16 protein-coding genes and 1 pseudogene are annotated in these 21,001 nt (G+C 57.4%); 4 read left to right on the top strand and 13 right to left on the bottom strand.

What is annotated here, in order from left to right; translation table 11 throughout:
• The first annotated feature begins 105 nt into the window (after positions 1-105).
• On the top strand, positions 106-1,140 hold the full coding sequence (gene rsgA, locus V7730_RS16420) for a ribosome small subunit-dependent GTPase A (RefSeq protein WP_335748680.1): 1,035 nt from the start codon (positions 106-108) through the stop codon (positions 1,138-1,140).
• Between the two features lie 6 nt (positions 1,141-1,146).
• Here rsgA and ccoS read toward each other — a convergent pair whose 3' ends face one another.
• The 9 genes from ccoS to fnrL all read right to left on the bottom strand — a co-directional run bounded on the left by ccoS (position 1,147) and on the right by fnrL (position 9,843).
• Positions 1,147-1,287 carry a cbb3-type cytochrome oxidase assembly protein CcoS gene (gene ccoS, locus V7730_RS16415; protein ID WP_335748679.1) on the bottom strand — a complete coding sequence of 47 codons (141 nt, stop codon included), beginning with the start codon at positions 1,285-1,287 and terminating at the stop codon, positions 1,147-1,149.
• Positions 1,284-3,401 carry a heavy metal translocating P-type ATPase gene (locus tag V7730_RS16410; RefSeq protein WP_335748678.1) on the bottom strand — a complete coding sequence of 706 codons (2,118 nt, stop codon included), beginning with the start codon at positions 3,399-3,401 and terminating at the stop codon, positions 1,284-1,286. The genes ccoS and V7730_RS16410 overlap by 4 nt, the downstream gene beginning before the upstream one ends.
• The gene (locus tag V7730_RS16405; RefSeq protein ID WP_335748677.1) at positions 3,398-3,850 is read right to left on the bottom strand and encodes a FixH family protein; all 453 of its coding nucleotides are present in this window, start codon (positions 3,848-3,850) and stop codon (positions 3,398-3,400) included. The genes V7730_RS16410 and V7730_RS16405 overlap by 4 nt, the downstream gene beginning before the upstream one ends.
• On the bottom strand, positions 3,847-5,403 hold the full coding sequence (gene ccoG, locus V7730_RS16400) for a cytochrome c oxidase accessory protein CcoG (protein ID WP_335748676.1): 1,557 nt from the start codon (positions 5,401-5,403) through the stop codon (positions 3,847-3,849). Before ccoG ends, V7730_RS16405 begins: the two co-directional genes overlap by 4 nt.
• Before the next feature lie 145 nt (positions 5,404-5,548).
• On the bottom strand, positions 5,549-6,418 hold the full coding sequence (gene ccoP / locus V7730_RS16395) for a cytochrome-c oxidase, cbb3-type subunit III (protein WP_335748675.1): 870 nt from the start codon (positions 6,416-6,418) through the stop codon (positions 5,549-5,551).
• A 1-nt stretch (position 6,419) separates the two neighbouring features.
• The gene (locus tag V7730_RS16390; RefSeq protein WP_335748674.1) at positions 6,420-6,647 is read right to left on the bottom strand and encodes a cbb3-type cytochrome c oxidase subunit 3; all 228 of its coding nucleotides are present in this window, start codon (positions 6,645-6,647) and stop codon (positions 6,420-6,422) included.
• Positions 6,648-6,657: 10 nt separating this feature from the next.
• Positions 6,658-7,383 (bottom strand): cytochrome-c oxidase, cbb3-type subunit II, encoded by a 726-nt coding sequence (gene ccoO, locus V7730_RS16385; protein WP_335748673.1) that lies wholly within the window; start codon positions 7,381-7,383, stop codon positions 6,658-6,660.
• 9 nt (positions 7,384-7,392) lie between these two features.
• On the bottom strand, positions 7,393-9,000 hold the full coding sequence (ccoN, locus tag V7730_RS16380; RefSeq protein ID WP_335748688.1) for a cytochrome-c oxidase, cbb3-type subunit I: 1,608 nt from the start codon (positions 8,998-9,000) through the stop codon (positions 7,393-7,395).
• Between the two features lie 105 nt (positions 9,001-9,105).
• A complete protein-coding gene (gene fnrL, locus V7730_RS16375) occupies positions 9,106-9,843 on the bottom strand; it encodes a transcriptional regulator FnrL (RefSeq protein ID WP_335748672.1) in 738 nt (245 codons plus the stop codon).
• A gap of 49 nt (positions 9,844-9,892) precedes the next feature.
• On the opposite strand from fnrL, the gene hemN reads away from it, so the two are divergent.
• Complete coding sequence (gene hemN / locus V7730_RS16370; protein WP_335748671.1) at positions 9,893-11,248, top strand: oxygen-independent coproporphyrinogen III oxidase; 1,356 nt, start codon at positions 9,893-9,895, stop codon at positions 11,246-11,248.
• A 114-nt stretch (positions 11,249-11,362) separates the two neighbouring features.
• Positions 11,363-13,126: an alpha-amylase family glycosyl hydrolase gene (locus tag V7730_RS16365; RefSeq protein WP_335748670.1), complete on the top strand. Its 1,764-nt coding sequence runs from the start codon at positions 11,363-11,365 to the stop codon at positions 13,124-13,126.
• Here the strand turns inward: V7730_RS16365 and V7730_RS16360 are convergent.
• A complete protein-coding gene (locus V7730_RS16360) occupies positions 13,120-14,340 on the bottom strand; it encodes a glycosyl transferase (protein WP_335748669.1) in 1,221 nt (406 codons plus the stop codon). The two genes, V7730_RS16365 and V7730_RS16360, sit on opposite strands and share 7 nt — an antisense overlap.
• A complete protein-coding gene (locus V7730_RS16355) occupies positions 14,341-15,132 on the bottom strand; it encodes an HAD-IIB family hydrolase (RefSeq protein WP_335748668.1) in 792 nt (263 codons plus the stop codon).
• A gap of 162 nt (positions 15,133-15,294) precedes the next feature.
• Here V7730_RS16355 and V7730_RS16350 point away from each other — a divergent pair, with 162 nt between their 5' ends.
• A complete protein-coding gene (locus tag V7730_RS16350; RefSeq protein WP_335748667.1) occupies positions 15,295-16,467 on the top strand; it encodes an ADP-ribosylglycohydrolase family protein in 1,173 nt (390 codons plus the stop codon).
• Between the two features lie 36 nt (positions 16,468-16,503).
• Here the strand turns inward: V7730_RS16350 and V7730_RS16345 are convergent, their stop codons facing one another.
• Positions 16,504-18,123, bottom strand: coding sequence for a sensor histidine kinase (locus V7730_RS16345; RefSeq protein ID WP_335748666.1), 1,620 nt, complete (start codon positions 18,121-18,123; stop codon positions 16,504-16,506).
• A gap of 254 nt (positions 18,124-18,377) precedes the next feature.
• A pseudogene (locus tag V7730_RS16340) lies at positions 18,378-20,793 on the bottom strand (FAD-dependent oxidoreductase).
• Positions 20,794-21,001: the final 208 nt, after the last annotated feature.

Below are 21,001 nucleotides of genomic sequence, written 5' to 3'. Positions count from 1 at the left end.
TCGCATCTGGGTGCTGTGATGAAAAGAGTGTTTTCCGTGGGCAAAATCGCATGAGAGCCGTAGAAACGCTTGCATCAAATCAAGCGCGCGATCATTCAGGTACTCGTGAAAAACAAACCATCTCTCGCGATCCATTCATTGCCCGCCCTTGGCTGGTCTGACTTCTATGAAGAACAACTGGCTGCGGACGAAGCTAATCTAGCCCGCTTGCGCATTGCCACTGTGCACCGCTCGCGCATGACTGCAGAGTCCATCTTCGGGCCGGTAAAGCTCAAGCTGGCTCCGCGCATGAACACCGCAGATTTCGCGGTTGGGGACTGGATACTGGCAGAGCCTGACACCAATCTTTTGGTGCGCCGACTTGACCGGCAATCGCTGCTGGAGCGGCAAACCATGGGCGGACGCACGCCTCAACTGATTGCGGCCAATTTGGACACGCTGTTCATCGTGACCTCATGCAATGATGACTTTAACCCTGCGCGGCTAGAGCGCTATCTGGCCTTGGCGAACGAGGCCGACACACGGCCCGTTATCGTGCTGACCAAAGCGGATCAAGTCGAGGATGCCTCCCCCTATCAACAACAAGCTGCCGCCTTACAGCGCGATCTGGAGGTCGTGACGCTCAACGCCAAAACGCAGTCAGCCGTGACAACGCTGGCGCCGTGGTGCGGCGAGGGGCAGACCGTGGCGCTTGTCGGGTCATCCGGTGTGGGGAAGTCGACCTTGCTGAACACTCTTGCGGCCAAGCCGCAGGAAGAAGCACAGCTGACTGGCGGCATCCGAGAGGGCGACGCGAAAGGGCGGCATACGACCACATCCCGTTCATTGCACGCCATCGCAACAGGCGGCTGGGTCATTGATACGCCCGGCATGCGAACCCTACATGTAAGCGACGTGGCGGCAGGGCTGGATGTGCTTTTTGCCGAGATCACCGAGCTTGCGCCACAGTGCCAGTTCAGGGATTGCACGCACCTGCATGAACCCGGCTGCAAGGTGCAGGAAGCTATAAAGGCTGGCACGCTAGATGCTGATAGGTTGGATCGTTGGCGCAAGCTTTCCAATGAGAACCGTGAGAACACGCCAACCTTAACAGGTGCCCGTGGCAACAAGCGGCCCGAGAAATCCGGTAAGCGGCGTTAAGCCCGCTTAGTCGTCGTCCAGCAGTATCCGTGCGGCATTACCCTTGTCGTCATCATACTGGTCCGAGCGCACGGTCCAAAGAAATCCAACCAGTCCAAGAGCGCCCAGAATGAGGGACACAGGGATCAGGATAACCAGAACATTCATGACATCCACCTCATACGTTGGGCATTGAGCAAAACCGTGATTGACGATGCCGACATCGCCAAAGCTGCCGCCAGCGGCGTGGCATAGCCTGCAAGGGCAATCGGTACAGCGATCATATTATACACCGCCGCGATTGCAAAGTTCTGCTTTGATAGCAACCGTGTCGCACGCGCCACCACCAGCACCAGCGGCAGTTCGGCAAAACTCTCTTTCAGCACTACAACATCCGCCGCAGAGCGCGATGCTTCCAGCGCGGTGGCCGGAGCAATCGACGCATGAGCTGCCGCAAGGGCGGCCGTATCGTTCAACCCATCACCGATCATCAACACGTGGTGACCTTGGTCGGCCAGCTGAGTAAGCCTGCGTTTCTTGTCGGCCGGTCGCGCCTGAGCGGTGACCGGCAGACCCAATTCATCGCCAAGCCTTTGCGCAGGCTCATCGGCATCTCCAGTCATGATTTCGCTTGGCAGGTTCAAGCCCGCCAAAGCTTCCTTCACGCCGGGGCGCAAGGTCTCCGAAGCTTCAAGCTTAACCGCCGCTGTGTTGCCTCGGCGAAACCCGAGCCCTACGAAATTCGCACCCAGCCACGCGCCACGGCCCAGTCGCACAGTTTGGTCACCCAGTTGCGCGGTGATCCCGTCACCGGACACCTCTGTGATGCCGTGCAGCTCGGCTGCCGCTGCATCTCTGAGGGTAGCTACGATCGCCTTGGACATCGGATGGTGCGAAGCCTGTGCCAGCGCTTTGATCACCGCGCGGTCTTCTGCGCCAAGAGCGTCCGGTAGGATGACAGACGGTTGGGTCAATGTGCCGGTCTTATCGAAAACGATTTGGTCCACCTCGGCCAAACGCTCCAACGCAGTGGCATGTTTGACCAAAAAACCGTGTGAGAAGAGCCTGCTGATAGCAGCAGTCGAGACGGCAGGCACCGCAAGGCCAAGCGCGCATGGACACGTGATAATAAGCACAGCAATGGCGATATTCAGGCTGTAACGCACGTCGCCCGAGATTGCGAGCCAGACCAGAAACGCCGCCAAAGAAAGCAGATGCACAGCAGGCGCATAGAAAGCTGCAGCGCGATCAGCCAAGGCGGTGTAGCTGTTGCGCGCATTCTCGGCCGTTTCGACCATCGCTGCCATGCGGCGCAGGGATGTGTCCTCTCCCACCGCTGTAGCTCGCATCTGGAAAGGGGCTGAAAGATTGATCTCGCCGGCTTGCAATGGCATGCCAGTTTCCGACGTCACCGCTGCAATCTCACCCGTCAGGATCGAGCGGTCCAGCAGAGCAGTATCGCTCTCTAACGTCCCGTCCACAGGTACGCGTGCGCCCGCTGGGACCAACACGATATCGCCCACAACCAAATCTGCCGCGCGAATAGTTTGCACCTTGCCATCGCGCATCCGCTCTGCGGTGTGCACCTCCAGCGCGGTCAGCTCCTTCGCAGCAGAGCGTGCAGCCGAACGCGTGCGGTGATCCATATAGCGACCGATAAGCAGGAAGAACGTAAGCGAAAGAGCAGCGTCGAAATAGGCATGTTCACCACTGTTGAACGTCTCATACAAAGACATGCCAGCAGCAAGCAGGATAGCCAGTGAAATCGGCACATCCATGTTCAGCTTGCCCACACGCAGCGCCGCCCACGCGTTGAAGAAAAAGGGCTGGCCGGCATAGGCAACCGCAGGCAGGGAAATCGCCGCCGAGATCATGTGGAACATATCGCGCGTGGAATCTTCAGCCCCGGACCACACAGCGATGGACAACAGCATGACGTTCATCATTGCAAAGCCTGCCACGGCCATCCGTGTCAACAAACCGCGGCCCTGATCGTCGCGCGCTTTATTGAGCACGCCCATGTCCAGCGGATAGGCCTCATAGCCCAGATCGACGATAGCGCTGAGAATACGGTCAGGATCGGCGGGGCCAGTGACGGACAGCCGCTTGAGCGACAGGTTCACCCGCACCGCCTGAATGCCGATGACATCACCCAGGCCACGCTCAATTTTACCGATACATGCAGCGCAATGGATAGTTGGCAGCGAGAATTGCAACGCCGGTCCCGCTGCAACTGCAGAGGCCGCCGGACCCGCAGCACAGGCTGGGCAGGCAGATGTCATGGCTTTGTTTCGACGATGATACGTTGCTGAAAATGCGATCCGCCATCAGAGCGCGCCTTGATCCGCAGGTTCCAGTTCCCCTCCCCGCCCGCGACAGTGGCGTGCAGAGCCTTGCCGTCAAAAGCGAAATCCGGTGTCTGGTCCTGCCCTACATGGGTCGCGCGGCCAAAGGTTGCCTCGTCGATTTTTGGCGAAATGGCTCTGCCGTCTTTCAAAATAATCAGGCGCAGCTCATTCCCGACCAGAGTGGCAGACACATCCCACTCGAGCGCCAACTGCTCGGCGCGGTCGGCGTCAAACGTCTGGCTAGCGACGTAAGAGTTCTTAACCTCAAGCCCCGGAAAAGTCCGAACGGCCTGATAGGCAAGCGTCAGATTGACGGCAACGACCAAGCCAAACGCCAGAATAAAACCGGTGAGGACATGCCATCCTTTGATCTCGGTTGTCATTGTACTCTCCCATTGAATGTGGTGGCGCGGCTGGCACGCTCGGAACTGCCCAGATCTTCGACCCAGATACGCAGGTCAATGGTGTGCGAGGTCGCTGCGGGATCTTGCGCACGGGCCGAGACATATACGCGTTGCAAGATGGTGGTATCGGCAGGCACCGGTACAGTCAATTCACCGCCGCGCCCCTGCAATTCGATCCGCAACGTCGCATCGCTGGCAATGCTCAGGTGGAAGGTGCGATCATCACCCAGTTTGTTACGCAGGCGCACGTCATAGATGTTCCGGATCGCCCCATCAGATTGGACAACATAGGTCGGATTGCGCACAGGGCTGACTGTCAGCTCAATATCGCTGCGGATAAAGAGCGCATAGACCAACCCGACGCCGATGAGCGACCAAAGCGCGGTGTAAAGGATCGTCCTAGGGCGGAAGACATGCCGCCAGATGGATTTTGGCGCGCCGCCTGCCCGCTCGGCCGCTTCATCGGACAAGGCTATATAGTCGATCAAACCGCGTGGCTTACCGATCTTGTCCATCACGTCATCGCAGGCATCGATACACAGCGCACAGGTTATGCATTCCATCTGCTGGCCATCGCGAATGTCGATGCCCATCGGGCAGACGTTGACGCAGGCCATACAGTCGATGCAATCGCCGTGTTCTTGTGACGGTCCAGCAAGCTTTGCGGTGCCGCCGGTCAACTGAATCGGTGCGTTGGGATAGGGTGTGGCCTTATAGCGCACGGTGCCAGGACCCGCGGCCTGCGCTTCGCGTTCGGCCTTCTCTGCGGCAGCACGGTCCCGTTTGCGCGCACTTCCTTTGCCGCGTGGCTCCCCGCGCCAGTCGCGGTAGGCTACGGTGATTGTGTCAGGGTCCATCATGGCAGCCTGAATGCGCGGCCAAGGACACATGTAGATACAGACCTGCTCTCGCATGAAGCCGCCAAAGACGAATGTCGTTAGGGTCAAAATCGCGATGGTGATATAGGCGGCAGGGTGGGCTGACAGCATGAAAAGGTCGCGCAGCAGTGTCGGCGCATCGGTAAAGTAAAAGACCCAAGCGCCACCCGTCGCCACAGCGATACCTAGCCAAACCAGCCATTTGGTCAGCCGCAGGCGCCACTTGCGCACATCCCATTTAGCATGGTGCAAACGTACCCTCGCGTTGCGATCCCCTTCGATCCAACGCTCAACCAGAATAAACAGATCCGTCCAGACAGTTTGCGGACAGGTATAGCCACACCAGACGCGCCCAAGCGCGGAGGTGAACAGGAATAGCCCAAGGCCCGCCATGATGAGCAGACCGGCGACGAAGTAGAACTCGTGTGGCCAAATCTCGATCCAGAGGAAATAAAACCGGCGGCTGGCGATATCCACCAGAACCGCCTGATCGGGCAGGTTCGGGCCACGGTCCCATCTGATCCACGGGGTTAGATAGTAGATGCCAAGCGTGACAATCATAATCGCCCATTTGAAACGCCGAAAAACGCCGGTGACACGGCGCGGGAAAATCGGCTCACGCGGAGCATAAAGAATCGGAGCTGGTTCGGTCATGGGAGAGTCTTTCCTGTTCGCTGTCCCTTTCCTAGGCCAATGAAAAAGGACGCGCCTTGATCTGCATCAAGAACGCGCCCCGGAAGCGGCTTAGTTTGCGAACAGTGCCACTTCGCGTCGGTACCGCTTGCGCGGTATCCTCTTGTTATTCACCGCCGCCAAGGCTGTGAACATAAACGGAAACCGCGCGCACGTCGGCGTCGCTAAGGCGTTGGCCCCAGGCTGGCATCACACCATAGCGCGCATAGCGCACGGTATGCTCCAGCGTGGTGCGATCACCGCCGTAAAGCCAGATCGCATCGGCTAGGTTTGGCGCACCCATGTCGCGATCGCCTTCGGCCATCTCACCGTGACAGGCTGAACAGTTGTCCGCAAAAAGCACATCGCCCCGCTCAGCCATTCCCGCGTCGAATTCGATCGAAGACAGGCTCACGACATATTCGACCACATCGCCGATCTCCGCGTCTTCCAACATTTCGCCAAAGGCGGGCATTTCGGAATAACGGGCATCGCCGTCGGTTTCATTGCGGACACCGTGTGCGACGGTCAATGCAATGTTGTCCATATCACCGCCCCAAAGCCAGTCATCGTCCAGCAAGTTCGGATAGCCCTTTGCGCCAGCCGCGCCAGAGCCGTGGCACTGGCTGCATTGCGCGCGGAACACCGCCCCGCCGCGCGATACAGCATAGCGGTGAAGGTCATCCTCTGGTGCAAGCCCTGCTAGATCAGTCTCCAGCAAATCAGCGACAAGACCATCGTTCTTAGCCTCATGCAGTCTGATTTCTTCTGCCACGTTAGCGCGGGTTGACCACCCCAGAACACCCGTTGTCGCGCCCGAAATCATCGGCCAAGCAGGATAAGCAATGGTATAGGCGATGGCCCAGACGATGGTTGCATAGAGCGTCCACAGCCACCAGCGCGGCAGCGGGTTGTTCAGTTCCTCGATGCCATCCCAGCTGTGACCGGTGGTCTCAACGCCTGTGGCTTCGTCTACCTTGTTGTTCTTGTCAGACATATCAGGCCCCTTTCGAATCAAAGGAAGATTGCTTGCTCTGGCAATCTGCGCAGGTTCCCGCGCAGCTTTTGGCAGGCTTTTCGTTACGGAAAGGGATCATACTGGCGTCTTCACGGGCACCGCTCTGGCTGGGCAGGAACGCCCAGATCGCGGCGCCGATGAAGAACCCGAAGATGCCCAGCATTACCCAGCTGTCTGCAATTTCACGCAAGAAGGAATAGGTATCCATAATCTTTCTCCTATCGGCTTGCGTCCGGGGTGAAGGTCGAGAAATCGACCATCGTGCCCAGAACCTGAAGATATGCAATCAGCGCGTCCATTTCGGTCAGCTGAGGCTGGCCGTCAAAGTTGGAGATGACCGCACCGGGATAACGCTCGATCAGACCGTCAGTATCGCCGTCAGGGTCTGCCTGAACGTTGAAGTCCGCATAGGCCGCCTCAATCTGCGCATCCGAGTAGGGTACGCCGACAAAGCGGTGCGTGGAGAGCAGATCGCCGATGTGGTCGGCATTTATCTTTGTCTCCGCCAGAAAGGCGTACTTTGGCATAATGCTTTCCGGCACAACCGATTGCGGGTCACGCAAGTGATCCACATGCCAAGCGTCAGAGTAGCGCCCGCCAACCCGTGCCAGATCGGGGCCGGTCCGTTTGGACCCCCACTGGAACGGGTGATCGTACATCGACTCAGCTGCCAAAGAATAGTGGCCATAACGCTCGACTTCGTCGCGCATGGGCCGGATCATCTGACTGTGGCACACGTAGCACCCCTCGCGGACGTAGATGTCACGTCCGGTCAGTTCCAGCGGGCTGTAGGGGCGTACGCCCTCTACTTCCTCGATGGTGTTTTCGAGCCAGAAAAGTGGCGCGATTTCTACGATACCCCCGATAGTCACAACGAACAGGGAGAAGGTCAAAAGCAGCGTCGGGCTTTTTTCCAAAATGGCATGTTTGTCAAGAAAGGCCATGATCTGATCCTATTCTGCAGGTGTTGCGTGAGGGACGGCCGCGGTGGCAGGTTTTGCCCCGCGGATCGTCATGAACATGTTCCAGCACATAATGATCGCACCGCTCAGGAACAGAACCCCGCCCAAACCGCGCACCACATACATCGGGAACTTGGCGCTTACGGTGTCGGCAAAAGAGTTCACCAAGAAGCCTTGGTCATCGACCTCACGCCACATCAGACCTTCCATGATACCGGAGACCCACATGGACGCCGCATAAAGAACGATACCAAGTGTCGCGAGCCAGAAGTGCCAATTGATCGCGGACATGGAGTGCATCTCTTTGCGGCCCCACAGGCGTGGCGTCAGGAAGTAGATACAGGCGAAGGTGATCATACCGTTCCAGCCCAGCGCGCCAGAATGCACGTGACCGATGGTCCAGTCTGTGTAGTGCGACAGCGAGTTCACAGCGCGGATCGACATCATCGGACCCTCAAATGTGGACATGCCGTAAAAGCCGAGCGACAGAACGAACATACGCATGATCGGATCGGTACGCAGCTTGTCCCATGCGCCCTGCAGCGTCATCAGACCGTTGATCATCCCGCCCCAGCTGGGCATCCACAGCACGATCGACATCACCATACCCAGTGTCGCGGCCCAGTCGGGAAGCGCTGTGTAATGAAGGTGGTGGGGGCCAGCCCAGATGTACAAGAAGATCAGCGCCCAAAAGTGGATAATCGACAGTTTGTAGCTGTAGACCGGACGACCGGCCTGCTTTGGCACGAAGTAGTACATCATGCCGAGGAAACCCGCTGTCAGGAAGAACCCAACGGCGTTGTGGCCATACCACCACTGGGTCATCGCATCCTGCACGCCCGAGAAGACCTGAACGGATTTAGAACCCCAGATGCTCACCGGAATGCTGAGGTTGTTAACCACATGCAGCATTGCCACGGTGATAATAAAGCTCAGGAAGAACCAGTTGGCGACATAGATGTGCTTCTCGCGGCGTTTGAAGATGGTGCCCAGATAGACAGCCAAATATGTCAGCCATACGATAGTCAGCCAGATATCAATGTACCACTCAGGCTCGGCGTATTCTTTGGACTGCGTCGCGCCCAGCAGATATCCGGTTGCCGCCAGAACGATGAACAACTGATAGCCCCAGAAAACGAACCAACCGGCGTTGCCACCCCAAAGGCGGACGCCACTGGTGCGCTGCACCACATAAAGCGACGTCGCGATCAGCGCGTTGCCACCAAATGCAAAAATCACCGCACTGGTGTGCAGCGGGCGCAGACGGCCGAAGTTGGTAAAGGGTTGACCCCAATCGAAATTCAGCTCAGGGAATGCCAACTGAAACGCGATGAACGTCCCCACCAGAAAGCCCGCGATGCCCCAGAAAGCCGTGGCAATAACCCCGGCCCGAATGACGCCATCAAAATAGATGCCCTCGGGTTCAGCCGCGCGCGGCTCTTCGTCGGTGTTGCGCAGCACCCAGAGAAACATTCCGGCTGCAATCAGCATGATTAGAACGGCATGTACCTGATACGCCAGATCACGCGCCCAACTGGCGCAGATCGCAGCAAACAAGGTGACAAAACCTAAAAGTATAAGTTTGACGTAGTCCATAATTGTGCCCTCAAATTCTGAAGGGCACCAAAAGACACCCCTGTTCGCAGGACGTTTCTATGGGCGCTTGGGGGTACGCACATTGATCTGGATCAACTTACGAACTTTCTAAGTGATCATACCGCCATCGGAATCGTTGCCGGTTGCATCCTGAAGCGCCGCAAGATCCAGAATGGAAAGCGTGCGCCGATCAGAGAAGTCGATCACGCCTTCCTTTTTCAAGGCGCTGAACTGGCGGCTAACCGTCTCGAGCGTAAGCCCCAGATAGTTTGCAATATGGTCACGGGTGAGGGGCAGCCGCAGGTCCGCGATACGGCCAGGTGTCTCTGTGTTTGAACGACGCGCCAGAAGCTCGATAAAGGTGGCGATCTTTTCACGCGCTGTTTTACGCCCCAGCAGCAGCATCCAGTCACGCGCCGCGTCAAGCTCGTCCAGCGCCAGCTCCATCAAACGGTGCGCGATGTGCGGCGTCTCATCCACCAGCGTCTCAAACGGACCACGCTCGAAACAACACAACATAACGTCCGTGGTCGCGATCACATCAAATGCTGCTTCGTGGCGCCCCGGCCGCCCGATGAAATCGGAGGGCAAAAGCAGACCAACCATCTGTGTCCGACCATCCTCAAGCGTTTTGGACAGACTTGCGACTCCGGTGACGACAGAGGCCACAAACGAAAACGGCTCTCCCCGCCACAGGATCGCCTCACCTGCGGCAAAGCTACGATAGGACTTCATACCGTCAAGAACAGACAGCTCATCAGCATCGCACCGCGCACAGACGGCACGGTGGCGGATAGGACAGCTGTTACAGCTCACCTTGGGGACTGTCTTTAGATTGGTGTTCATGTTGATCTGCATCAAAGAATAATTTGCTTCTGCCACCCTACATGGAAGCATGGATAAGATCGACACATTTCGCCGCTATGGCCTTTTTGATGCGCGGGTACCACGGTACACGAGCTATCCGCCCGCCAACCACTTCCTTGAAGGCATGGGGCAACGGCACCAGCACAACTGGCTGCAAAGCGTGCCGGACGGGTCTGATGTCTCGGTCTATATTCACATCCCCTTTTGCAAGCGCCTGTGCTGGTTCTGCGCCTGCCGGACGCAAGGCACGAAGACGATGCGGCCTGTGAATGCCTACGTGGATATCCTGCGCAAAGAGATCGCCGCCGTCCGTGCGACCCTAGCGCCAGGGATAAAAATGTCGCGCCTGCATCTGGGCGGCGGCACCCCGACGATCCTGTCCGCCCAAACCATGAGCACCCTTCTGCGCGAGGTGTTCGATGCCTTCCAGACCGCCGAAGATTTCGAATTCTCGGTTGAGATCGACCCGACCGAGGCCGAGCCTCCTTTGCTGCAAACCCTCATCGACCTTGGCCTGAACCGTGCCAGCCTTGGTGTGCAGGACTTTGCGCCGCAGGTACAAGAAGCCATCGGACGCGCGCAGACTCTTGAGCAGACCGAAACCGTCATCGACTTTTTGCGCAGCAACCGTGTGAAAAGCCTCAACCTTGATGTGCTGTACGGTCTGCCGCACCAGACGATCGAAAGCTTCACCCAAACCCTTAAGCACGTCATTGCATTGCAACCCGACCGGCTGGCCATTTATGGATATGCGCATGTGCCGTGGATGTCTAAACGGCAGGTGATGATCCGGGAAGAAGATTTGCCTGATCCGATGGCCCGCTTTAAATTGGCCCAATGTGCCGAGCAGATGTTTACTGAGAACGGGTATGAGCCTGTGGGCATCGACCACTTTGCTAAACCCGGCGACAGCCTTGCGCTGGCCGCGAAACAGGGCCGCCTACACCGCAATTTCCAAGGTTACACCGACGATCAAAGCCCCACGCTGCTGGGCTTTGGCGCCTCTGCAATCTCTACGTTTCCGCAAGGCTATGCCCAGAACGCTCCTGCAACATTTGCTTATCAAGAGCGCGTCAACGCCACAGGTTTTGCCAGCTTCAAAGGCTTTGAAATGACGCCTGTTGATGCGCTGATGGCCCGCGTGATCGAAGACCTGATGTGCCGCTTCACCTTTGACGAGAAAGCACTGGGTAAGGCATTCCCGAAACATCTTGACGCTATCCACGCGATGGCCGTTTCATTGATGCAGAAATTTTCGGATGTTTTCTTTATCAGCGGTGACGGGCTAAAGCTTAACCCAGAAGCTTACCCGCTTGTCCGTGTCATCGCAGGCTACGTGGACAGCCGCACCTCCAAGAAATCGTCACACTCTTCCGCGATCTGAAGCTAGCACGGCAAAGTGCCAAATTTTTCGGCAACTCCTTTTCACAAAGGGGTTCATGCTGCATTCGCGGCGGCATGATTTGTCACAGCGAAAGGGATGTGTTTGCATGGAGCTATGAAGCACCAATCAGACCAGCCCGCGGAGAAAGCGACACTCAACCGATTGCTTGCCGCTTATGTGGCGCAGATTTACCCCGACAGCGACACGACAGCGCTGTGCCGCCAGATCAGCGATGCATTTTGGCCCGAAGGGGCGCATCGCCGCAAACGCAAGCGCAAGCCGGGCAATTTCATGTGGTCGCAACATGATGCCCTGCTAATCACCTATGGCAACACGCTCAAAGACGGGGCGCACAAGCCACTTGATCTGCTTTATGATTTCTTGTGCCGCTATCTGGAGGGGACGGTCAACGGTGTGCATATCCTGCCGTTCTTCCCCTTTACCTCGGATGACGGTTTTGCGGTCACCAACTTTCGCGCGGTCAATCCGCAGCTGGGCGATTGGGCAGACATCAACCGCATCGCCGACCGGTTCAAACTTATGTCCGATCTGGTGCTCAACCATGTGTCTAGCCAAGGCGCATGGTTCAATACCTATCGCCAACGTCAAGCACCCTACGACCGCTTCTTTTTCGAGGCCAATCCGGATGACGATCTAAGCATGGTCGTGCGTCCCCGCACTACGCCCTTGCTCCAAGAAATCGATACGGGCGACGGCCCCCGCCATGTCTGGTGCACCTTCAGCCATGACCAGATTGATCTGGATTTTCGCAATCCTGAGGTGCTACTGGAGTTCTTGCGCATCATCCGCCTGCATATGGAAAACGGGTTGCAAATCAACCGGTTGGATGCGGTCGCGTTTATCTGGAAAGAAATCGGCAGCCCCTCGATCCACCTGCCGCAGACCCACGCAATCATAAAACTGATCCGCCTGCTGTGTGATTATGCCGTTGAACCGGTGATCCTTCTGACAGAGACAAACGTGCCCAAGGCCGAAAACTTGAGCTATTTTGGCAAGCGCGACAAAGCGCATGTGATCTATAACTTTCCGCTACCGCCGCTGATCCTGCACGCGATGATGACCGGCACGGCCGCTCATCTGGTGAAGTGGCAGAGCGCGATGCCACCTGCCCCGCTGGGCTGTGCCTATCTTAACTTCACCGCCAGCCATGACGGCATCGGGATGCGCCCCGCCGAAGGGCTGCTTTCCGCGATGGATCAAGCAGCGGTGATTGATGTGGTCAAACGCATTGGCGGACTTGTCTCTATGCGCGCGCTGCCGGACGGGGGCGAAGCGCCTTATGAGCTTAACACGACCTTCTTCGATGCGATGTCCCAGACTGTTACCGGCCCTGACGACCATCACATTGATCGTTTCATCTGTTCACAGACAATCGTGATGTCGCTGGAGGGTATTCCCGCCTTCTACATCCACTCCCTCCTCGCCACACCCAATGATCACGCGGGCGTCGAGAAACGCGGCATGAACCGTGCGATCAACCGTCACCGTTGGGATTATGCCGATTTGCGCGCACGGCTGGCACAACCAGATACGCCGCAGGCTCAGGTACTGGACGGGCTACGCAACCGCCTGCGCATACGGCAGGAGCAACCCGCGTTCCATCCAAACGCGACCCAGTTCACGATCCACATGGACGATGATCGCATCTTTGCTCTTTGGCGACAGAGCCTTGATCGCCAACAATCCATATTTGCGCTTCATAACGTAAGTGCGGATGAGGTGGAGATTCCGGCCCTGCGCCTCAACCTGATTGGGGATGAGGATTGGGTCGACCTGCTATCAGATGAGGTGATCTCGGGGGAAACGATCACCCTTGCCCCCTACCAGTGCCGGTGGATCGCTAACGGGAATTACTGATAGTCCTGCGCATCCGCCGCCACGGCGGCCTGCATGTCGCGCAGGAAGTCTGGATCAGCAGAATGCACACGGTTCCAGGTCGAAATGAACGGGGTCTCGTGTGGGTTTTCCAGAAACGTCTGACCCGCACGCATGATGTTCTCTGCGAACAATTCGATTGATGCTTCTTCGCTGTGGCGATCCAGTTTGAGGCCGTTCATTTGCGCATCGGTGTAATATGCCTCTAACAAGTCCAGCGCGCTGCGGTAGTAGGTGGCCTTGAGCGTGCGGAAGGTGTTGGGCGTAAAGACAGTGCCATCCGCGGCAAGCTTTCGGAAAATCGCCTTGCAGATGTCCACCGACATCCGGTTAAGGCCGTGCGCCGCATCCTCGGGGCTGAGGTCTTGATGCTTGTGGTCGTAAGCATCTGCAATCTCGACCTGACAGACCGCTTTGGGTGCCAGATTGCGCCACGCCTCTGAGAGCACCCCAACCTCAAGCCCCCAATCGGACGGCATCCTCAGGTCAGGCAAGATTGAACTGCGCATGGCAAATTCACCTGACAGCGGGTAGCGGAAACTGCGCAAATAATCGAGGTAATCGCGATCACCGATCACCCGCTTGAGCGCAATCAGCAAGGGGCTGACCAACAAGCGCGTAACGCGACCGTTAAGCTTTTCGCCACCAACGCGGGCATAGTACCCCTTCGCCACCTGATAGGGGAACGTGGGGTTTGCCACCGGATAAATCAGACGCGCCAGCAATTCGTTGGTGTAAGTCAGGATGTCGCAATCATGGATCGCCATGACTGCACTGTCCTGACACCCGATGAGATACCCCATTGAGGTCCAGACGTTCTTACCTTTGCCCGCCTCTGTTGGCGCAAGGCCCATTCCGACCAACCGCGCCTCAAGTTCTTTCATACGGGGGCTGTCGTTCCAGATCACGATATGGTTCTGGTTCAGCCCCTTAAAGAACTGCCGCGCAAGACGGTATTGATCGGCATCGGCTTTATCCAGCCCGATGATGATCCGGTGCAGATAGGTAACCTTGGACGATTCAGCGAGAATATTGGGCATCGCCTCTGTTTCCAGCTCCGAATAGAGGCAAGGAAGGATCAGCGACATTTTGCGGCTCTGGGCAAACGTCTCCAATTCATAGGCCAAGTCCTCCAATCCGCGCGTGCGCAGATTGTGGAGTGTCGCGGTATTTCCGTTTTGATGAAAATCAACCATTCACATACGCCCTACAGTTAGATTCAATTGCTCAACCAGCTTTAACACCGCTTCGTTCCACCCATCCGGCCCAGACTTTGACGTGCGGATGATCCGGCCTGTGCGTTCTGCCCCCAAGGGCGGCAGCGGATCGTGATGCGGGTTCGCGACAATGACGCCATAATCAGCGGCCTCCAGCATCTCGATATCATTGGGCGCGTCGCCCAGCGCGATGCTGTGAAGCGGTTTGAAATGCGCGATGATCTCGGCCATCCGATCGGCTTTGGTGCCGCCAAACGACAGCGTCAGAAAGCGCCCGCCGCGACGGGCGGCGATGCCGAGGTCTGCCAGCGCGTCAATGAATGCGGCCTCATCAGCGTCCGTGCCATGCCAAACACCGGGCTCGGAAAAAGCGCGCTTACGGGCGCGGACCGCATCCTGTTCCGATAGCCGTGTAAGCGACATGACCCGCGCCACGTCCATGTCACCGAAGCCCTCGAAACACTTGCGCAGCGCTTCGGGCACTTGATCCAGACGTTCGCGCAAAGCGCTGTATCGCTCACACACAGCTTCCGCGTGCAGACCGATAATCCCGACCCCATTCTCTACGATGGCAGGCAAACCGCCCAGCCCCATAGCCTGTTGCAACACTGCGATTTCAGAGGCGGTCTTGCTGCTTGCTAGCACAACGGGTGCGCCAAGTTGGGCCAGTACATCAAGCGCGGGCTGCGCGGCGGACCAGCTGTAATCACTGTGATCCAGCAATATGCCATCAAGATCGGAGAATACAACAAGGGGTGTAGGCGCTGTCATCCCCTGGGTGTTCCGCGCCTGTACTTCCGCCGCAAGTAAGCAGTGCAAAAAAATCGTGCTTATGTGATAGTTTTTCAGCACCGCCTTTTCTTGAGGCACAACGGCCCTCCCATTTGGCCTGTTCCACGCTATATTCCCGCTTGAACAACACGAAGGCATCCCATGACACCAACTATAAAGACCCGCTGCAAGAACATGGTCCTTGGCGCGTTGGTCGCAGATGCGGCAGCGATGGGCCTTCACTGGATCTATGACCAACCCCGTATTCGCGCAGTGGCCGGCGATGCTCCGGAATTCACGGAACCAGACCCCGCGCATTATGATGGCGTCCCTGCCTATTTCGCCCACCCCAAGCGAACGGCAGGAGATCAATCGCAATATGGGGAACAGACGATGGTGATGCTGCGCGCACTGGTACGCACCGGCGGTCAATATGAGTCTGCCACATATGCGTCAGAGTTTCGTACGCATTTCGGATATGGCGGCGGCTATGTCGGTTATATCGACCATGCCACCCGCGACACGCTTGATAACTTTCGTCGCTACGAGGATGCGGCGCTGGCAGTTGCAAGCTCTCTTCCATTTGACGGCGACCAGCGCTTGCCAAGCGCACTCGTGTCAAAAGCCCAGCCCTTGCTCGCCACACATCAAGGAGAAGCTCTGCGCACAGAATTCGAATCCGTCGTGAGGAATAGCTACGACAACATAGCTTTAGTTACCTATGCGATGAAGCTTCTCGATGGCTTGATCTCTTTGCCACCGGCCAGCGGCGCCCATGACCTTCAAATGCCCGCCATCGCAAAGTTGCCTGCCCTAGTGGCGGTTGGCGCCGCCCAAGGGATGAGTGCTGGCACCACTTTCAGCGCGCAAGTTTCCTCTGCTGTGCGGATCACCAATGATCACCCGATCGCCGCCGTCTATGGAGATATTTGCGCGCATATGATGCTGGCCGCAAGCCGCGAAGGCAGCATCGCGGCAGTCGTTGGAAGCGCGCTCTCGACCAACGATCCTGACGCACGCGCGCTCTTAAATGACGCTCTTTCACGGAAAGATCAGGATAACGCCGAGGTCACATCGCATTTCGGCATGGCCTGTGATCTTCATTTCGGCGTCCCTTCCGCTCTTCATAATATCACAACGGCTTCTTCGTTCGCTCGAGCAATCCGCCGCAACATTTATGCGGGTGGCGACAGCTGCGGACGCGCGATGCTTGTGGGTGCCGTGATGGGCGCGGTTCATGGCGTAGGCGGCGCAAAAGGTATTCCGCAGGACTGGATTCGTCGGCTCTCAGCACGACCGGAGATCGAAGACCTGCTGACAAAGTTGATCGACTAATCGCCAGTCGGCGGATTTTTGGGCGGTCCCTGCGCGTTAAGTCAAGCCAAGAGCATGCCGAGGTTGGGGGCCCCTCATGCCATGCGGAATTTTAGCCAATTCCACCCGATGCTTTGATGCCGACGGTAGAGTGATGGCAAAGATACAGCCCCGTCCCGGAGCGGCGCGCAGGCTTATCGAACCGCCCCACGCAATAACTGTCTTCTCAACCAACGCGAGGCCCAGTCCGCTCCCTTCCACCCGCGTGAGACGGGCAAAAGGTTCGAACACCTGTGTACGTTGCGCAGGCGCAATACCCGGGCCATCGTCCTCGACCTCGATAACAACTTCGTCTTCGCGCCTGTAAGCGCGCAGCTTGATCCGTCCGTCCGCGCGATCATGGTGTTTGGCTGCATTGGATATCAGGTTGCGCATGACCAGATCAAACGATGTCGGATCGACTTCAACATCAGGCATGTCCGGCTCAATCTCGACCACCATGTGCGGTCCTTGGGCTGCCAATTGTAGTACACTGGTCATCCGTGCATTTGGGGCAAAGCATTTCGGACTGCCGCGATCAGTGTCTGCCTTGGCGTAGTCCAGCAAATCGCTTACCAGCCGGTTCATTCTCCGTGTTAGGTCAGTAAGAATAGAGAAGTGACCCTGCAGTGACTTGGGCAGGTCAAGCCCAGCTTCCGCCATATCCTCAAGAATAAATTCCATCAGAACTGACTGCTGCACCAAAGGCGCTTTTAGATCATGCGCCGCCATTGAGGAAAAGGCCAAGAGGTTTTGATTGGCGCGGATCAGTTCGCGGTGTTGGTCGCTGAGGTGTTCGTGTTGGTGATGCAGTCTCGATACATCTAGCCAGACTGCCGCATAGTGCTGCGTCCCCAGCCGAAACATACTCAGATCGAAATTGCTGCCGTCACGGGTGTGCAATAGCCGCTGCACCGTGTCCCCTGCGTGCAGGCGTTGGCGAGTGGTTGTCGCAAAAACCGAGATATCCTGCGGGCCCATATCCGTCTCAAATTCACCACTGACGTATGATTGCGCACAGCATTTCTCAAGCGGTGTGCCCGATTCAAACAGAGAAACAAGACCCGGAAATCGGCTCTCCAACCCACCATTCCAATGGACGGCCTGCATGCCCCTGTCAAAGATCGCGACGGCGGCATCGGTTCGGTTAAAGGCGTCTAACAGCAGTTGGTTCACATCATGCTCGATGCGCAATCTGGCGGCGCTACGGCGGAGCATTAAGGCGTAAACTGCCAACAAAGCCAGCGCAGACGCGGTACCGCAGAGCACCAAGACAATAGTGCCGGGCCACGGGTGCGCCACAACGCCTATATCCGCACCTTGCAAGTGGGGCTCGACCAGCCTGACGGGTGAAAGCCGATCAGACATGGTTTGCATCCGCGCGCCGTGCACTTGAGGCAGATTTCCGCGTGCGGTTATCCAATGAGGTGCCAGCACCAACGCAGGAGACAGCCCCCGCACCACACCGTTGGTAAGGTTTTTACGCAATCGCGCGCTAAAGCTTTGGTCAGTCTCTACCCGGCTCAACGCTTCGGCGGGGACTGGCGCGAAGCGTGGCAAGCCAACTGCCGCTTCTAAAGCCACACCAGATCGCGGTGCCATTGCGATGCGGGTATCACTTGGGGTGGCTCGTTCCATATGTTGCGCCCACTCGGCCCGAGCGGACTGCAGCGGATGGTCAGCATCCGCTGACCCAAAAGAGTGATTATAGAGGACCTGCTGCACCTGTTCCTGCGCGGATAAAAGGCACCCCGCCAGAGACGCAAACGAGAGAATGGAGGCCGCTAGGAGTAAACGCAAAAACTGGTACATGATCAGACTCGCACATCGGGGCAATTGCTCCGGTGATACCCTGCCGCCATGAATTCAAGGTTAATCCCTGCGCGCTGGATTCAGGCTCGGACCCGCGTCAAGGGCGGATCATAAGGCCCGCGCGGAATGATCTGCGCAGGCGCGCGGGTGCCTAGCACATCCACCTCCAGTGCTGCTCCTTCAGGCACGGCACTCATAAACGCGTATGCCAGATTTTTCTGCACCCGATGTCCAAATCCGCCAGAACTGACGGTGCCCACCACCTTATCCCCCAGCATTACGGACGCGCCCCCATGCGCGGCGGCATTGGCGCTGTGAACCTCAAGCGTTACAAGCTGCTTGGCACCTTGCCGCACCGCCAGCGCGGCCGTAACCACGAACTCTGGCTTTTCCATATCTACAAACCGATCAAGGCCTGTCTCAAAGGGGTCGAATTCTGTCAGGATATCAACCTTCCAATGCAAATAGCCTTGCTCCAACCGCATAAAATCAACGGCGAGCGCGCCAAATAGGGTCAATCCGTGCGCTTCTCCCGCAGTTCTCAGCGCAAGGTAGGCCGCATAGAGCGATGCGTTGGGCACGTGGATTTCATAGGCAAGCTCTCCAGAAAAACTCACGGACATCACTGTTGCCGGAGCGATACCGATGAAACATTCCCGCACGGACAGCCACGGAAAGCCCGCCGCCGACCAGTCGCCACGCGATACTGATTGAAGCACATCGCGGGATTTCGGCCCTGCAAGGACCGGTATCGTCTGATCGTTGGTGAGTGATCTGATTTGCACATCTCGTGCGCCGACATGTAATTGCAGCCAGTCCATATCATGCAGCTCGGACGCGGCAGCCGAGCCGCACCAGATACGCTGTGGCCCACGATCCGTTGCTGGTAGACGCGCAATGGTTGCTTCAGCTTTCAGCATACCGTGATGGTTGAGCAAATACGCCAGCCCGACGCGCCCGTGCTTTCGCGGCATGCGGCCACAGATCATCCGGTCCAGAAAGCTTTCGGCATCTGCGCCGGTGATCTCGAAACGGTTGAAGCCGTTCACCTCCGTCAGCCCAACGCCGTTTTGCACAGCTGCTACCTCAGCGGCGACTACATCAAAGGTTTCGTCAAACCGGAAGGAGTGGGTAACACTGAAATCAGGACACGGCTTGAAATACTCGGCCCGCTCCCAGCCGTTCACAATTGTAAATACAGCCCCCTCCGCCGCCAGCACCGGAGTAAGCGGCGTGGTCTTTGCCATACGTTCGGCGGGGCGGTGTTCGTTCGGGAAATGAAACCGGAATTCGTTCTGGTAGTCTTCGATCGCCTTCAGCGCTGTCAGTTCCACATTGGTGTGGCCTGCAAAACGACGTGGATCGATCACCCATGTATCATAGCAGGCCTCACCATGTACGATCTGCTGGGCCAGCATCCAGCCGTGTCCGCCGCCTTCGCCCAGCCCTGCGCGCAGGCCAATGATGCAGAACGCATTGCGCTTTCCGGGGATCAGCCCAACCAAAGGCGCGCCATCAATTGTATAGGTGATCGGGCCGTTCACGACATTCTTGATGCCTACCGCCATCAGCGCAGGCATCCGCTCAAACGCGCCTTCCAGCACATCCGTGATCCGGTCCAGATCATCGGAGCATAGCGCATTTACAAAATGCGGGTCGATCCCGTCCATGCCCCAAGTCTTGCAGCCCTGCTCATAAAAACCGATGAGCAGGCCGTTCTTTTCCTGACGACAGTAGTAGTCACTGATCGGACACCGTAGCAGCGGCATCCGGTGGTCGGCAGCATTGATAGCGGGAATTTCCTCGGTCACGAAGTATTGGTGCTCCATCGACACGACAGGATGGTGCACCCCCATCATGGCGCCCACTTCGTTCACGCGGTAGCCGCAGGCATTCACGACGATCTCGCAGGTGATGTCGCCTTTGACCGTGTGCACGGTCCAGCTGTCGTCCTTGTGCTGCGTCAGCCCTGTCACGCCGCAGTTGCGGTATACCTCGGCCACTGCCAGACGTGCGCGGCGCGCCAGTGCCTGACACAGCGATGCAGGATCAATATCGCCGTCATTGGCATCCCACAGACCGCCCAACAGATTATCAGTCGAGATCAGCGGATGCCGTCGCGCACATTCCTGCGCGTCCAGCACTTCGAACTCGACGCCCATACCGCGCCATTGAGGCGAAGTGCCGATAACCGTCCATCTGCGCGGGCGTATTTGCCAGCCGGATACCGCCATCGCCGTGATTGTACCCGACCGGATACTCCGGATCATCGCGCAGCTCTTTATACAGCTTGATTGAGTGGGTCCTGAGCCCGACCATGGTCTGGTTCATGCCAAAGTTGGTCACCTGCGCGGCCGAATGCCATGTCGTGCCAGAGGTCAGTTCGTCCCGTTCTACCAGCACCACGTCTGACCATCCCTCCTGTGTGAGATGATACAGGGTGGAACAGCCGACAATGCCGCCTCCGATGACAACAACGCGTGCGTGGGACTTCATGGCAAGCCTCCTTTTCGGGTTCCGCACCTGCTTAGCTGCTCATTCGGCTGTCTGATAGAATAATATCGCCCCCCCCTACGTCGCATATTCCTGTGACTTCTTCCCACGTCGGCGGTAATTCTTTGACGATCTGCGCTTAAGCTCAGGACCCATTAATCAACTTGAGGCTGTCTGGCCTGTGTGAATCAAACTCCCAAATCGAGGGGGC

The sequence above is a fragment of the Sulfitobacter sp. genome, from assembly GCF_036961165.1.
In the GTDB taxonomy this organism is placed as follows: Bacteria; Pseudomonadota; Alphaproteobacteria; order Rhodobacterales; family Rhodobacteraceae; genus Sulfitobacter.
This window is presented reverse-complemented; position numbering and strand designations above follow the sequence as displayed.

Coding starts and splice junctions, on each gene's coding strand:
- V7730_RS16390 (WP_335748674.1), bottom strand. CDS start 6,647: ATGGATACCTATTCCTTCTTGCGTGAAATTGCAGACAGCTGGGTAATG.
- V7730_RS16410 (WP_335748678.1), bottom strand. CDS start 3,401: ATGACATCTGCCTGCCCAGCCTGTGCTGCGGGTCCGGCGGCCTCTGCA.
- ccoO (WP_335748673.1), bottom strand. CDS start 7,383: ATGGCCTTTCTTGACAAACATGCCATTTTGGAAAAAAGCCCGACGCTG.
- V7730_RS16345 (WP_335748666.1), bottom strand. CDS start 18,123: ATGGAACGAGCCACCCCAAGTGATACCCGCATCGCAATGGCACCGCGA.
- V7730_RS16405 (WP_335748677.1), bottom strand. CDS start 3,850: ATGACAACCGAGATCAAAGGATGGCATGTCCTCACCGGTTTTATTCTG.
- V7730_RS16355 (WP_335748668.1), bottom strand. CDS start 15,132: ATGACAGCGCCTACACCCCTTGTTGTATTCTCCGATCTTGATGGCATA.
- fnrL (WP_335748672.1), bottom strand. CDS start 9,843: ATGAACACCAATCTAAAGACAGTCCCCAAGGTGAGCTGTAACAGCTGT.
- V7730_RS16365 (WP_335748670.1), top strand. CDS start 11,363: ATGAAGCACCAATCAGACCAGCCCGCGGAGAAAGCGACACTCAACCGA.
- V7730_RS16360 (WP_335748669.1), bottom strand. CDS start 14,340: ATGGTTGATTTTCATCAAAACGGAAATACCGCGACACTCCACAATCTG.
- hemN (WP_335748671.1), top strand. CDS start 9,893: ATGGATAAGATCGACACATTTCGCCGCTATGGCCTTTTTGATGCGCGG.
- ccoS (WP_335748679.1), bottom strand. CDS start 1,287: ATGAATGTTCTGGTTATCCTGATCCCTGTGTCCCTCATTCTGGGCGCT.
- ccoG (WP_335748676.1), bottom strand. CDS start 5,403: ATGACCGAACCAGCTCCGATTCTTTATGCTCCGCGTGAGCCGATTTTC.
- ccoP (WP_335748675.1), bottom strand. CDS start 6,418: ATGTCTGACAAGAACAACAAGGTAGACGAAGCCACAGGCGTTGAGACC.
- V7730_RS16350 (WP_335748667.1), top strand. CDS start 15,295: ATGACACCAACTATAAAGACCCGCTGCAAGAACATGGTCCTTGGCGCG.